This window comes from Belliella alkalica, assembly GCF_022549785.1.
GTDB lineage: Bacteria > Bacteroidota > Bacteroidia > Cytophagales > Cyclobacteriaceae > Belliella > Belliella alkalica.
Genome location: NZ_JAKZGO010000021.1, coordinates 46,238 through 61,775, shown reverse-complemented (window position 1 = coordinate 61,775; position 15,538 = coordinate 46,238). Strand labels below are relative to the sequence as shown.

The window sequence follows — 15,538 nt, the reverse complement described above, 5'->3', positions numbered from 1 at the left end:
AGATTTCAGGGCTAACGCCCCTCCTGGAAGAGGATGGCTCCGTTTTGCTACGAAGATTAAAGGGCTACGCCCCTTAATTTGGATACGCAGGTTATTGATTTTTAAAAAACTGTATGTTTTCTTGCTGAATTTAAAAAAACCAAAAATACTCATAAATACATTTGGGTTACTCTTGGGGGCGTAGCCCACTTTTCTTCGTCAAAAAATTTGTACCGAATGTTGTCTTGAGGGGCATAGCCCTGATTTCTGATAGAACTACGATTGGAATTGAGAAATCAGGGCTAACGCCCCTCTTGGCTTGGGATGCCTCCATTATGCTAAGAAGATTGCAGGGCTACAACCCTATTTGGATGGCAAGATTTTTTTTTGACAAGGAGAGACTGATAGTACTGCTCCACTTTTTTGTTTCATTCAGTTTCACTTTCTTATTGAATTTATTGTGTGATTCTTTAAAAAAACCAATGAACGGAATACCTTAAAATATTTCTCTCAAAAATGAGATCGATTTGTAAATCAGATTTCTGACTGATTTAATATTATCCAAATTCATGATTTCCTGAATTTCTTTGTAACTCAGTTCTTCGAAAAAATAGTAATAAACCACCTCTTTTTTTCTTGGACTCAATTGCTTGATTGCTTGATTTAGCTTCCTACTCCTTTCCTCATCAACTTGCCTATCAATTATCAATTGTTCTGGAGAGAAACTGAAATCAAAAAAATATTTGGAATCTAAAGTCTCCAAATTTGAATACCATTTACCTTCCTCTTTAATCAATTTCCTTTTTAAACTTTTGAAAAGATAAAATTTAATTGAATTTGTTTGTCCTAATTTTGACCTGTTTTTTCTTAATTCAATAAAAAGATCTTGGATAGCATCTTTCACCAAATCTTCCGAATTGGAGATTTTCATTCCATATGTATATAGCTTATCAAAATAATTCTGATAAATTGTAATAAAAGCTGATTCACTTCCTGATCTAAAGGAATCCCAAATTTCAGCATCTGTACCGCCATTTTTGGGATTTGAATCTAGCTTGCTATTAAAATGATCAATATAGGGTTTATTTTTATTTACCATAATCTTTAAGATTATAACAAATTCGAATTAATGTTTAAAGCTAACAATTATAATTTGATAAAAATGAACCTTCTGAATTAAAAGAAATTAACTTTCACACAACACAAAGTGACCTAACAAAATAATCGAATCAAAACTAAAACTTATTTCAATTCTATCATTTCAAAATTTCAAGCCTACTTAGGCTTCACAATAAGTTTTGAATTACATTTGTTTTAAAAAAACAGGTGTGAAACATAGAACTTACAAAAAACATCTTTTTAATAATTAAAAAACATGAAACTTTCATTTCCGCATCCCATGATTATCATGCTTTCCTTTGTGCTATTGGCGACGGTTTGCACTTATTTGATTCCTTCTGGAGAGTATGATCGTGTCTTGGATGAAGATACAGGTCGAGAAGTTGTAGTTCAGGGAAGTTATAAAGCTATTGAAAACAGTCCTGTCAGTATTGGGAAAATGTTTTTGAGTGTACCAGAAGGGATTATTGAAGGTGCAGAGATAGTGGTTTTGATCATCATTGTAGGTGGTGCATTTTATGTCGTCGATAAGACGGGCGCTTTCCAGACTGGCTTAGAGTCTTTGATATACAAATTCAAAAATGCCAAATCATACCTCTTGGCTATTATTGCAATTCTTTTTGCCACAGCTGGTGCGCTGAATGGCTTACAAGAGGAGATTATAGCTATGGTTCCCATATTAATGATCCTTTCCCAAAGAATTGGTTACAAAAAAGTTGCTGGTATAGCTATTAGCTTGGGAGCAGCACTGATCGGAGGTGCATTTGGGCCAACAAACCCATTCTCTGTTCTCATAGCTCAAAAAATTGCTGAAGTCCCACTTTTTTCGGCAGGAATGTATCGAATGATTTTTTTGGTAGCAGCTTTGGTTTTTTGGATTATTTACGTGATCAAAACCGGAAAAGTCAAAACTCTAGAGGTGGTTTCAAAAACTGAAAAACCAGCAAATATTTCTACATCTCATAGTTTTATCCTGATTTTGGTAGCAATAACATTTATTGTGATGATTTATGGATTGACCAATTGGGGCTGGGATTATAACGAAATGTCCGCCATTTTTTTTGCCATGGGATTATTAGCTGGATTTATTGGAAAGCTTGGAATCAACGGGACTGCAAAAGCGTATTCAGAAGGATTTGCTGAGCTTATTTTTGCAGGAATTATTGTGGGATTGGCTAGAAGTATCTATCTCTTACTTCAAGAAGGATACATTATTGACACAATAATTTATGCTCTATTTACCCCAATTGAAACATTGCCACTAGGACTTTCTGCATTTGGGATGATGATGGCACAAGCTATCTTGCATATACCTGTTCCCAGTACATCGGGACAGGCTGTATTGACCATGCCATTGCTCACTCCTATTGCAGACTTGATTGGGATGTCAAGACAAGTGGTCGTATTAGCTTATCAATATGGAGCTGGAATTATGGATCTTGTAACACCAAGTAATGGTGGGTTGATGGCAATATTAGCAGCAGCAGGGGTTTCTTACAAAGAATGGATAGAATATGCTTGGAGGCCTATATTGGTTATTTTTATCATCGCATCTATTTCAGTTGTATTAGGAATTTATGTTTTATGATATTTCACAGTCTCGGATTGTAAGTACTTAATAATTAGCATTTAATACCAGTATTGTTCGATATTTCATTAACTTTAAGCTATTGATATTGTATTTTCATCAACCACTCGCTTAATACCTATGAAACAAGTTACAATTCTCTCTATAGATGGAGGTGGAATAAGGGGAATTATTCCAGGAACAATCCTTCAAGTGATCGAAGAAAAGATTCAAGAAAAAACAGAAAACCCTCAGGCAAGACTTGTAGATTACATTGATTTTGTAGCAGGAACCAGCACAGGAGGGATATTAGGGTGTGCTATGCTCGTTCCCGATCCTATAAATCCCTCAAGACCAAGGTATAAAATGGAGGAAGTTGTCAATCTATACCATGAAAACGGAGCTTCTATTTTTAGTAAAAGCCTTAGACATAAGTTAAAATCTGTCTTTGGGTGGAGAGATGAAAAATACCCCAATACGAATTTAAAAAATGCACTTCAAAAATACTTTGGAAACGTATATTTGAGTGAGTTATTAAAACCCAGTCTTTTTACTTCTTATGACATTGAAAGTAGAAGGGCTAAATTCTTTAAACATGGCTATGCTTGCAATGATGAAGCACATGATTTTTTTGTTAAAGATGTAGCATTGGCTACAGCTTCTGCACCTACTTATTTTGAAGTAGCTTTGGTAGAGTCTAGATTTGGATCTAAGTACCCATTGATTGATGGTGGAGTGTTTGCCAACAATCCTGCTATGTGTGCTTATGCTGAAGCACGAAAATGCACCTTTGGCAAAATTGCCAATCCTACTTCCAAGGATATGCTGCTATTGTCCTTAGGGACTGGAAACGTCAAAGAAGAAATTCCATACAAAAAAGCTAAAAATTATGGTTTGGCACAATGGATCAAACCACTCATTGATGTAATGATGTCAGGTAACTCTGAGACTGTTTCTCACCAATTAGAATGGTTGTTTGATGCGGGTAAAAATCGAGAAGGCTTTATAAGATTAGAGCCAGAACTCCATCAAGCAAAACCTACGATGGATGATGCTAGCAAAGAGAATATGAAAGCGTTAAAAGATGATGCAATAAAATTTATCAAGGATAATCCCGAAAAAATCAATATTCTTGTAGATAAACTTATTGCAAATCAAACCTATGAAGATTAACGACCTTGAACCATTAAAAACTTATTTAGCTGACGAATCAAGATATGATCATGTGCCTTATAGAAGGTGCGGAAAAAGTGGACTTTTACTACCCGCGATTTCACTTGGCTTATGGCATAACTTTGGTCATAACTCAGATTTCAATAATGCAAGAATCATTCTTAGGGAGGCTTTTGACCTAGGGATAACACATTTTGATTTGGCCAATAATTACGGACCTCCATATGGCTCCGCAGAAGAAACTTTTGGTAGGATAATGAATAAGGATTTTGAAAGCTATAGGGATGAATTGATCATTTCTACCAAAGCAGGCTGGGATATGTGGCCTGGTCCATATGGGAACTTTGGTTCAAAAAAATACCTTGTAGCCTCACTTGATCAAAGTCTAAAAAGAATGGGCTTAGAATATGTAGATATATTCTACCACCACAGGCCAGACCCAGATACGCCACTTGAAGAAACAATGGGTGCTTTGGATCAGATCGTAAGACAAGGTAAGGCTTTGTATATTGGCATCTCGCAGTACTCTGCTGAAGATACACTTAAAGCCTCTCAAATCTTGAAAAAAATGGGCACACCTTGCCTAATTCACCAACCTAGGTACAATATGTTGGATAGATGGGTAGAAAATGGATTGTTAGAAGCAGTAGAACAGGAAGGGATTGGCACAATCGCATTTTCTCCACTTGGACAGGGAGTTTTGACAGATAAATATTTGAATGGAATTCCGGAGGATAGTCGTATAGCAAAAGATGGTAGATATCTAAAGAAAGAGACTATTTCAGATACACTTCTCCTCAAAGTCAATGCTCTCAATAAAATCGCTAAAGGTAGAAATCAAAGCTTAGCTCAAATGGCAATCGCTTGGTTACTCAAAGACCCAAGAATAACTTCAGTGCTATTAGGTGTGAGCAAAGCTTCCCAACTAAAAGAAAATGTAAGTGCTGTGGAAAATATCAAATTCAGCGATGAAGAAATCAAAGCGATTGAAACAATACTAAATTAAGTATCATAGGTATCAGCAATCATTCTTTAAATGTAATTGAACAAATCCATAGTCAGTTATTTGTCTACTATCCATAAAAGCAAAAAAAATCTTAAGGTGTTGATTTATTAAGTTTCTGCTTTGAAAGCAAAAACACCCATAAAACAAGAATTAAGTTCACGGATTTAATCTAAAAAAAAATGCGGGTGAAAAAAATGATTAAAGTTTCATCTTTTTTCTCGCCCGCATTATTTAAATAAGATGTTCAATCCTTTCTTAGTTTTACAAAGAAGAAAATATTTAAAAAATAGTAAGTTTAAATATTTTGCCACTATAGTTCAATTAAAATTTGACTTTGGTAAACATCTACCTGACAGTGCTTTCCAAGGTAGCAAGGTAAACCCATTTTTGATCTCTGGATTTTAGTCCTTTTTCCACAGCAGCTCTTTGCTCAGCCGTAGATTCCAAATCTTCGTATTCCATTGCGTTGAAAAACTGCATGTAATCTGAGTACATATTCATCGTCAAATGTGTAGACTTCGCCTCACTACCAAACGGTAAGGCTGTACGTAGTAAAGTCCAACTGCCCATTAATCCCTTCTCTATTCTTCCCTGATGGATTGGCATGAATACTTCTTTTTCTGCGTTTTCATAATCTTGAAACTTGCCTTCACTTGCCTTCATAAGATCAAATGAAGCCAGTACTCCTTTTTTCATATTAAAATTATCCTTAGTATTAGAAATTTGCTGCATATAAGATCTCTGAGCAAGATCATGTGTGGCAAAAGCTTGATCAAATTTTTCTTTAATCTGATTATCGCTCATTTGTGGGTCTGCTAGCTTAGCATATTTCAACAAATCTTCTTCTGTCAATCCATTCATCATTGATACAGGATCTTTATAATAGGTAATCGTTATATATTGAAACTCTCCAGTATCATTTCCTGAATGTAATGACCAAAAATCCCAACCTAATATTTTGTTATCATCTACAGCAGATTGGTAGACCTTTTCCATAAATCCTTTATAGTCAATAAATTCATACATCTGAGAAGTTTCAACTTTAATAAACTCAAATACGAGATACCTTGAATCTTGCGCAAGGACTACTCCAAATAAGAATAATCCGAGAAATAGGGTTAAAACTGATTTTTTCATGGCTATTTATCTTTAGGGTTATGCTATTTATTGTGCATTTTATTAAAATTTAAGAATATAATTTTTATTTTAATAACTTTTAATAGTCTTTTTTATCTTTAAATATAAAAATGGTAAAATGTACCACTAACTATATATCTTTAAAGCATCTAAAAGCTTTAAATATTTCATTAGGAATAAAATTTTGATATTCTTAACTTTTAGAAAATAAACCTCAAGTTTTATGAATGTAACACGTAGACAGTGGCTCAAAAAAACAAGTTTGACTAGTGGTTTAGCATTACTATCAGGAACTACTAGCTTGTTTGGGTTAAGTGATTATGAAAAAGCAAACTTCAATCCAAGACCTCTTGAGGATTTAATTCGGTTAGGATCAAATGAAAATCCGTATGGACCATCTTTGAAGGTTCGTGATGCGATGCAAAAAGCATTTGATTTGGCATGCAGGTACCCTTGGTACTATAATCATTCGCTTCAAGAACAAATTGCAAAAAAAGAAGGTGTCCCAGCAGACCATATCGTCTTGACTGCTGGTTCAACTGAAGGTTTGAAAATCGCAGGAATCACATACGCGGGAAAAGGCGGTGAAATAATCTCCGGTTTACCGACATTTTTATCATTGATGACCTATGCAGAAGTATGGGGCGCCAAAATCAATTGGGTACCTCTCGATAAAGAGATGAATTTTGATGTTGAGGAAATGGAAAAAAGAATCAATTCCAACACGAAGCTCATTTTTCTATGTAATCCAAACAATCCAACAGGTAAACTTTTACCCGCAAATCAAGTTATGGACTTTTGCAATTCAGTATGTAATAAAACAATGGTATTCAGTGACGAAGCATACTATGATTATATAGAAGATGCTAAATACCCTTCTATGGTAGAACTGGTAAAGCAAGGAAAAAATGTTATTGTTTCAAAAACACTTTCAAAGGTATATGGCTTGGCTGGAATAAGGGTAGGCTATTTGGTTGCCAAACCAGAAATAGCCGCAGAATTGTCAGAAAGAATGGTGGCAAATACAAATATTATGGCCATAGAGGCAGGAAAAGCAGCTTTAGCAGACAATGAATTTTATAAATTCAGTTTACAAAAAAATTTAGAAGCTAGAAATTCAATTGAGAATACTTTGTCGAATTTAGGATTAAGCTATCTTCCATCACAGGCTAATTTTGTGTTTTTTCATGCCAAGCAAGATGTTCAGATTTTGGGTGAAAAAATGCGGGACAAAGGGATAGTTATTGGACGTCCATTTCCTCCATTCAACGATTGGTGTAGAATTAGTACCGGCACGCTTGAAGAAGTTCAATACTTCAATCAGGTATTAACAGAACTCTATTCATAAAAGTCATGGATATAAATTTTGATTTAATTCTAGAAAATGAAAATATAAAACTCAGACCTATTCAATTATCTGATATTGAAAAACTTAGTTTGTTGACGAATAACCCCGGAATGTGGAGATTCTTCACACATGATCTTTCCAATCCATTAGATTTTCAATTATGGTTGGAGCCTGCATTCGATCAAAAGCGCTTACAATTTGTAATCATAGACAAAAAAAATGACAAAATAGTTGGAACCACAGCCTTTGGCAATCTTTATGCACTAGACAAAAGAATTGAAATTGGCTGGACATGGTTAGGAAAGGATTTTCAAGGTATCGGTATAAACACAAAAGTGAAACAGTTGATGTTGATATATGCTTTTGAAATCTTAGGTATGGAAAGAGTTGAATTCAAAACTGATGTTTTGAATTCACAATCAAGATCCGCTTTGAAGAACATCAGTGCAATTGAAGAAGGAGTATTGAGAAGTCACATGCTAATGACAAATGGAAGAAGAAGAGATACAGTTTATTTTAGTATTTTAAAATCCGAATGGCCACATGTCAAACGAGAAAATAATTGGTAAACAAAAATATGATAGACAACATCCTCAAAATCGAAAAAACAGGAAAAATCTTACTCCGATTTGGAATGATTGCTTACTTCCTTTTCATTGGTACACTTAACTTCAACAATGGATTTGTGGGAGGTGAAGACCTCATCCAAACAGTAATTCTACTGCTTTTGGTAGTAGGAACATCTTCAATGCTTTTATTACATTTCAAATTCCCAAAAATTGGCGCGATTGGAGGTGGAGTTGCTGCCTTGCTTTTTTTGATTACTGTGGTTTACTTGGGTTATCTTGAAATAAGCGAAAAAATTCCTTTCAGCATGATTTTTCTTCACATTATCAAAGATATCCTCCTTTTCTTTGCTACATTGATTCTCACAGGTGAATCTCTCAAAGAAATGGTTCGAGAAAAAATCACAAAGCCATTCCCTGTAAGATAGGAATGGCTTGATTTTAATTTTTTTATTGATCTTTAATCCTGCGAAGGCCGAGCTCCTGAGAAACTCCTTAGATTATATGTCAAGCTTAACATAAAGAACTGAGTCAAAACCTGTGTTCTTTCATCTTGAATAAATACATCTGTCACATTTCTAGCAATGCTCGTGTTTTGATTCAATAAATCAAAAATGGTCAATTTTGTTTCCAATTTTTCCTTAGCCCCAAAACGATATCCAATATCTGCATTCATCAGCCATATTGACCTATCAAAAGCTTCCCCCAAACCTGAATAAATCTGATTATTGATGTTGGTACTGATGAATAAGCCTCCAAGAAACTGCCAATAGAAATCTATTCTGGTGTTTTGGGTGTAAAAGTTGTTATTTAAATTTTCCTGCAAACTACTTCTCACCAAATTGTAATTTCCCTCAGTATTGAAATTAAAATCAATCCTTTCACTGATATTACTACTTATTCCTATTCCTTGACCAAATGTGGTATTTTTGTTGATATTCAATCGATCATTGATCACTCCAGGGCGATTGGAATAATTAGCCCTTGTACTTAAATTGATATTACTTTTGATGAATGACACCGGGAATCCAAAAGACATATAAGATCTCGCATCCCAAAAACCATCCAAATTGATCGGTTTATTGAATTGCCCACCTTGTCTGAGTAAAACTTCTCCATTGATCAAAGTGTCTCGGCTAGCTATGAAAGTTGAGTTACCCAGATAATTATTCCTCCTTGACCCTGATACAAACATAAAGAAAGATCTAGAAGTCTCAGGATTGACTCTCCTGATCCTTGCAAACAATCTCTGTTGATATTCCTGAACCAAATCTGGATTACCTGCAAAAATCTGAATAGGATTTCTATTATCTATCAAAGACTGTAATTGCCTGATTGATGGCGCATCTGTACTAGTCCTAAAATCCAACCTGATGTTCGTTTGTTCGGTCAAGTTGTAATTGATAACAGCTCTTGGGATCCAGTTTTCAAATGTTCTTTGCGTATTTTCAAATCCAGGGAAGATTCTATCACTGTTAAGTTTTGAAACTTCATAGTCTATAGAAGTAAAGATCCTCCACTTTTCATTATTGAACCTGTACCCAACTCCACTCTGCTGTTGAAGATATCTATTTTCAAATTGATTGGAAAGCGCACTGTCCAATACAAATTGTGTCGATTCAGCTTCTCTCTGTAAGACTTCTTGATCGGTTTTTCCAAGATCATTTCCAATTCTATATTCAAATCTCAGTTGCGAATTTGCTGTCAATGGTTCATTATAATCTATCCCAACTCGATAATTAAAACTGTTGGAATTACTGAATGAGTTCTGAATCAAACTATCGACAAGTGAAGTGCCATAATCTGTATTTACTGATGTCAGCCTTGAATTCCTTTCATTTTCATTAAACCTCGAGGTGACATTTGTAGATATTACTCTTCCATCTTTTCCAAATTTGTATCTATAGGTAAAATCATTATCGAAACTCATCCATTTGTTATCTCCTACAGTAATGTTTTCGACATCATTAATTGGAGTATTTTGGTCAAAAAGATTTTGTGCAAAAGTTTCATTTCTATTTTCACTTACAGCATAAGTCAATCTTGGTCTCCAAATTATGGCTGATCGTTCAGAAATATTGTAATCAAGTCGTAGATCCAATCGATGCCTTTTGGATTCTCTGATATTCCTAGTTTCTTCATTATACAACTGCAAGCTATCACTTGGCAAAATATAGGTTCTTGATGAAGACCTGTTGAGAACATTTCTGTTATCATTGAAAAAATACGACCCTGTGATTTTAGCTTTTCCTTGATCAAATTTGTCTGAAAAATTCAAACCAACTGCATTGGTAATGGTAATCCCATCTCTCTCTCTGGTTTGAAGTGCATTATTGCCTCCTCCACCTCTACCGCCACCACCGGCTTGACCGCCACCTTCTCCCAAAGCTCCTGAAAGATCGTCAGAAGAGAAATTTTGTTGGTTGATATTATTGGTCAAGCCAAGAACAGTTGTTCTTCGAGTTCCATTGAAAAAATTCAAAGATGCAGAAGCCAAATAGTTGTTGTCAGTTCCATAACCACCCGAAATTCTTCCAAACATTCCAGACTTTACTTCCTTTTTAGTGATAATATTAATTGTCTTTGTGGTATTCCCATCATCAAAACCAGTAAGTACGGCTTGATCACTTCTTTGATCCAAAAACTCGATTTTATCTATGATTTCCACAGGAATGTTTGCCATTGCCATTGCGGGATTGTCACCGAAGAATGGCTCTCCATCTACTAAAACTCTCCCAACGACTTCTCCCTGCACTTCAATCGTTCCGCCACGCATGACCACACCTGGCATTTTGCTGATCAAATCATCTGCATTTGCTTGTGGACGTGTTTTGAAAGCATTTGCATTGAATGCAATCGTGTCACCTTTTACTTCACCTGTCAGAACCTGTGCTTTTATTTCAAATGTCTCCAAAAGTTGTCCATCTTCAGAAATTTCTATATCACCAATATTATTCCCATCGAAATTCTCAACTGTTTTGACGAATTTCGAAAAACCAATGAAGGTAACTTCAATATTGTAAGTGTTTATTGTAGGCCTCTTGTAGGAGAACTTTCCACTACCATCGGTAAAAGTCGAAGAGATAGTTTCCCCAAATTCTGTTTTTATAAATACATAGGCTCCTGGCAAAGACTCCTTGGTGACCTTATCCACTACCCTTCCTGTAATTTCAGATTGTGAATAGGCAGCATGAACGAAACACATAAAAAAGATAAAAAGAATAATTACACGATTCATTATTTATAATAGGTTAGATTGATTGATTCTAGTCAGAAACTTTACTTGACAAAAGAAATATAAAATTAGACCTGCTTGTGTCCACAAGCAAACCGCTAATCAAATACCCAATCACAACTATAATTGTTTATTTAATTGGTTTAAAAACAGATTTGAAAGGCTATTTTCAATCTCTTCTGAAAAAAACAATTCAGAAACCGATCCGTTTTTCTTTCATTTTTGCAGTAGTTTATCCATTATTTTACCGATTGTAATATTTATGTTATTTTTACAGAAAAAATCCTAACGCTTATGTTTAAAAACTTGAAAATTGCCTTGTCTTTATCTTTTTTAATTGTGATGGCAAGCTGTCAAAAATCCAATCAGTCTGACGACTTGGTTGTCGATGATGAAGTATTTGAATCGGAAGAATTTGTTGAGCATCACACAGCTTTGAATTCTTTGGATTACATGGGAATCTATAAAGGTGTTTTACCTTGTGCAGATTGTGAAGGTATTCAGACCACAGTTGAGCTAGGAAGTGGAAATTCTTATACTAAAAAAGTCATTTATCTTGGTAAAGATGATCAAGAAGTAATCGAAACATCTGGAACTTTCTCTTGGAATGAAGGTGGAAACACGATAACACTAAACGAAGAAGAAGAACCAAATCAGTACTTCGTAGGAGAAAACATTCTGTTTCATCTTGATATGGAAGGGAATAGAATCGAAGGTGAGTTAGCCGAAAAATATCAGCTAAACAAAGAGTAGGGTCTTAATATGACATGGTTCTGAGTTAAAGGAAATATTTCAGAATCGTTTCAGCTGCCATTCTGTTTTTGGCTACCTGAAAGAAAGTAGATGATCATAGTAAAAAAGCCTGACAAAAATGTCAGGCTTTTTTACTAATTGGCTATTGGAATTGGTTGTCAAAATGGGCAAACTTTGATTATTTACCAATCAAGAAAGAAACGCGATTTCGATATCCAAAAGGCCTAAATTTTATTTTAATTACTCTACATCTTTAAGCAATTCTTCAACAGCTTTTTCCAGTTGTTCATCTATACCCTTATCAATCTTTCCAGGCATGTTTTTCACTTGGAACTGTGGCTTGGTCTCGTTGTTTTCCATCCATTCTCCAGCTTTGTTTTTGGCAGAAACTGGCACTATTCCCCAGCGGGTTCCGTCAGGAAGCGCTTCCCAACCTGCAAAAGAGCAAGTTCCTGGAGTTGGCATACCAACTGTTTTTCCAATTTTCAAATCTGTATATCCGCAAGCAAAACAATGTCCATCCGAATAATTTGATTCATTGAACATAGCCAAAGTTGGCTTGGTCCATCTGAATGTAGGCTCGTACCCAAGGTCACGCTCTTCTGTAGCATAAGTGATAAACTTATCTCCTGTAAAGAACATAGCCAAATCAGCTACCAAATCACCTCCACCATTGAAACGGGTATCCACGATTACTCCTTCTTTGTCATGATATTTGCCCATCATTTCTTCATAAGTAGTTCTATATGGTCCGTCTGACATACCAGGAATGTGAACATAGCCAAGTTTGCCATCTGACATTTTCTCTACTTCCTCTTGATTTTTCTTCACCCATCTTGTGTAGAGCAACCTACCTTCTTCACCGATAGAAATCGGCTTTACAGTAATCTGTTGTCTTTTTCCCGAAGCTGGATCCAATACTTCCAAAAGAGTGAACTTATCAGCTTTTCTATTGAAATACTGTGCTACATCCTTATCAATTGAGATCGTCTCACCATCGATTTTTTCGATGATCATACCCGCTTTTACATCCAAATTGGACTTGTCAAGTGGCGAACCTTTGATGATCTCAGCTATTTTGATTCCATCTTCCTTGTGAGAATAATCCATGAAAATCCCCAAAGAAGCTGTAGCGTCAGACTGAGGAACATTTCTGCTATACCTCGCTCCTGCATGTGAGACATTTAATTCACCAATCAACTCCGAAAGCATCTCTGCAAATTCATATCCATTCCCTATATGAGGCAGATATTTTTCGTAAGATGCAGTCAAAGAATCCCAATCCACGCCATGCATATCAGGAGTGTAAAATGCACCCTTTGTTCTGATTTTTATGTGTTCAAAAGCATGTGCTCTTTCAGCTTCTGTATCCATATTCATCTCACCAGCAATTTTGATGGCTTCCCTCTTAGTTCCATTGCTGGTAATTTTGGAAATACTTCCACCGCTCAGAAGGTAAAGATTTTTCATCTCTTTGTCCCATTCCAGACTTCCTCCACCACCGTCAAGCTTCAGTTCCATCTTGGTTTCTTTGGTTCGCAAATCCGTACTCCATAAGTTCATTCCCTTCTCAAATCGAGCCAGATAATATAGTTTCTCGGCATCTTTGTCCAACACAGCATCACCGAGTGAGGCTGAATGAATTGTCAGCTTTGCTTTTCTCTCTCGGATGTCTTCCAAATCGATTTTGATATCTTCTACTTTTTTATCATCCTTTTTATCATCTTTCTTTTCGTCCTTTTTGTCAGATTCACCTTTGTTGGATTTTTCCACTTCTTTCATCAAGTCAAAGTCTTCCTTACTAAGGCTGAATTTTTCAAAAGCTTCTTTGGTAAAAAACATTGTATAGACATCATTTTGAGATCCGCCACTAGTAGCAAAGCTTTTCAGACCATCTCTATTTGAGAACCAAAGCATTTGCTTTCCTCCATTGACAAATTTTGGGTTTCTATCCCCATAGCCACTTTGGGTAAGATTTTCCATTGGTTTCTTGCCACTGGCATCCAATAAAACAATTTCGCCATTGGCCATGGTAGGACTGTATTCAGCCAAAAGCCATTTGCTATCAGGGCTCCAAGTGAAATATTGATCTCCATCACGCATGTGCATCAATTGGTCTTCATTCATCAATGTGACCGTTTCTTTACTTGCCAAATCCATCACTTTCAATTTCTTTCTGGATTCTATATAAGCAAGTTTTTTTCCATCCGGAGAAATCGATGGCTGGTAATTGTCAAATTCATTGCTGACCAACTTCTCTTCTTCTACCAAAGTACTTGCATAGAAAAAAGGCTCTTCTTTTTCCCTAGATCTTTTCACTCGGAAGATCGACCATTTCCCGTCTCTTTCACTCGAATAAACTATCGATTTTCCATCAGGAGCAAATTGAACAAAGCGCTCTTGCTCTGGTGTTTTGGTAATTCTTTTGGTCAATGAACCATCTACAGAGGTTACAAAAACTTCTCCTCTTGCTATGAATGCGATCTCTTTTCCATCAGGTGAAATCGACATTTCCCTTACACCTCCATTAATAGCTATATAACTATCAGGATTTGAAATGGACTGGGTTTTGATTTCAACTTTAATTTTTTCTGGCGAACCTCCTTCTTTTAGAAGATATAGCTCTCCATCATAAGAAAAACACATCTGACCATTATCTGCAATAGATAAAAACCTTACTGGAAAATCTTTCAAGTCTGTCAGTGATTTCTTTTGAGAAGGATTCTCAACATCCATTTTGAAAACATTGTAACTTCCTCCCTCTTCTGACAAATAGTAAATTTCCTTTTCCCCAGGTCCAAACACTGGATTTCTATCTTCTCCACCAAAAGTGGTCAACATCTTATGGGAATTGGTCTCTGTATCATAAATCCAAATATCTCTTGTGATGGCGGATTGATGCTTTTTCCTCCATTCATTTTCACCACCTTTTTTGTCATGGTAGATCATTTTCTTGCCATCAGCACTTACCTTGACATATTCTGCTGGTATCGTCCAAATTTGATCTACTCTCCCACCTTTGACTGGAACTTTGTATAATTCAGGCTGTGAGCCAGTAGGATACTGTCTATGTTCTGCAAGATCTTGTCGCACTCCTCCAAAAATCACTGATTCTCCATCTGAGGAAAAACTATAAGGCATCTCGTCATTAGAATGATAAGTCAATCTGCTGGCAGCTCCACCCGCTGCATCCATGATAAAGACATCAAAATTGCCATATCTATCTGAAGCAAAAGCGATTTTTTCACTGTCTTTGCTCCATACAGGCATAAAATCATGTGCTTCATGAAATGTAATTTGGGTAGCTTTTCCACCGGTGGTTGGAATCGTAAACAAATCACCTTTGTAGGTGAAGGCTACCTTGCTTCCATCGGGTGAAATCGTTGGGTAACGAAGCCATTTTGGGGCTTCTTGAGCCATAGAAAGCCCAAATACTCCTGTGAGTAAAACACTTAAACAAATTTTTCTCAATTTCATACTTTATGTTTTGGATATCGAAGCTAAATTAATCAAAAAACACAGCGTGAAAATTTCTTTTATACCAAAGGAGAAAATTATCCATGTCTATACGGAACTTTGCCACTAATTAAAGAAAAGTCTGATTTAGCTTAGATCCGATATTTATTGATATTAGATACTCATAGATATTGAACAT

11 protein-coding genes are annotated in these 15,538 nt (G+C 35.8%); 7 read left to right on the top strand and 4 right to left on the bottom strand.

Features of this window, described 5'->3' with window-relative positions:
- Positions 1-475: 475 nt before the first annotated feature.
- Complete coding sequence (locus MM213_RS18070) at positions 476-1,078, bottom strand: RNA polymerase sigma factor (protein ID WP_241414299.1); 603 nt, start codon at positions 1,076-1,078, stop codon at positions 476-478.
- Positions 1,079-1,354: 276 nt separating this feature from the next.
- On the opposite strand from MM213_RS18070, the gene MM213_RS18065 reads away from it, so the two are divergent.
- The 3 genes from MM213_RS18065 (at position 1,355) to mgrA (ending at position 4,844) form a co-directional block, all read left to right on the top strand.
- Positions 1,355-2,686: a YfcC family protein gene (locus MM213_RS18065; protein WP_241414298.1), complete on the top strand. Its 1,332-nt coding sequence runs from the start codon at positions 1,355-1,357 to the stop codon at positions 2,684-2,686.
- Positions 2,687-2,806: 120 nt separating this feature from the next.
- Positions 2,807-3,838 carry a patatin-like phospholipase family protein gene (locus MM213_RS18060; RefSeq protein ID WP_241414297.1) on the top strand — a complete coding sequence of 344 codons (1,032 nt, stop codon included), beginning with the start codon at positions 2,807-2,809 and terminating at the stop codon, positions 3,836-3,838.
- Entirely contained in the window at positions 3,828-4,844 is a 1,017-nt protein-coding gene (mgrA, locus tag MM213_RS18055) for an L-glyceraldehyde 3-phosphate reductase (protein ID WP_241414296.1), read from the top strand. Before MM213_RS18060 ends, mgrA begins: the two co-directional genes overlap by 11 nt.
- 345 nt (positions 4,845-5,189) lie before the next feature.
- Here the strand turns inward: mgrA and MM213_RS18050 are convergent, their stop codons facing one another.
- Entirely contained in the window at positions 5,190-5,981 is a 792-nt protein-coding gene (locus MM213_RS18050; protein ID WP_241414295.1) for a hypothetical protein, read from the bottom strand.
- 223 nt (positions 5,982-6,204) lie between these two features.
- Between MM213_RS18050 and MM213_RS18045 the strand changes: the two genes are divergently transcribed.
- The 3 genes from MM213_RS18045 to MM213_RS18035 are packed head-to-tail and all read left to right on the top strand — an operon-like array spanning position 6,205 to position 8,323.
- The gene (locus MM213_RS18045; protein ID WP_241414294.1) at positions 6,205-7,329 is read left to right on the top strand and encodes a pyridoxal phosphate-dependent aminotransferase; all 1,125 of its coding nucleotides are present in this window, start codon (positions 6,205-6,207) and stop codon (positions 7,327-7,329) included.
- Positions 7,330-7,334: 5 nt separating this feature from the next.
- Complete coding sequence (locus tag MM213_RS18040; protein ID WP_241414293.1) at positions 7,335-7,898, top strand: GNAT family N-acetyltransferase; 564 nt, start codon at positions 7,335-7,337, stop codon at positions 7,896-7,898.
- A gap of 8 nt (positions 7,899-7,906) precedes the next feature.
- Positions 7,907-8,323, top strand: a complete 417-nt coding sequence (locus tag MM213_RS18035) for a hypothetical protein (RefSeq protein ID WP_241414292.1) — start codon at positions 7,907-7,909, stop codon at positions 8,321-8,323.
- Positions 8,324-8,355: 32 nt separating this feature from the next.
- Here MM213_RS18035 and MM213_RS18030 read toward each other — a convergent pair whose 3' ends face one another.
- A complete protein-coding gene (locus tag MM213_RS18030) occupies positions 8,356-11,133 on the bottom strand; it encodes an outer membrane beta-barrel protein (protein WP_241414291.1) in 2,778 nt (925 codons plus the stop codon).
- 291 nt (positions 11,134-11,424) lie between these two features.
- Between MM213_RS18030 and MM213_RS18025 the strand changes: the two genes are divergently transcribed.
- Positions 11,425-11,883, top strand: a complete 459-nt coding sequence (locus MM213_RS18025) for a copper resistance protein NlpE (protein WP_241414290.1) — start codon at positions 11,425-11,427, stop codon at positions 11,881-11,883.
- A gap of 240 nt (positions 11,884-12,123) precedes the next feature.
- Here the strand turns inward: MM213_RS18025 and MM213_RS18020 are convergent, their stop codons facing one another.
- Complete coding sequence (locus MM213_RS18020; RefSeq protein ID WP_241414289.1) at positions 12,124-15,360, bottom strand: S41 family peptidase; 3,237 nt, start codon at positions 15,358-15,360, stop codon at positions 12,124-12,126.
- Positions 15,361-15,538 lie beyond the last annotated feature (178 nt).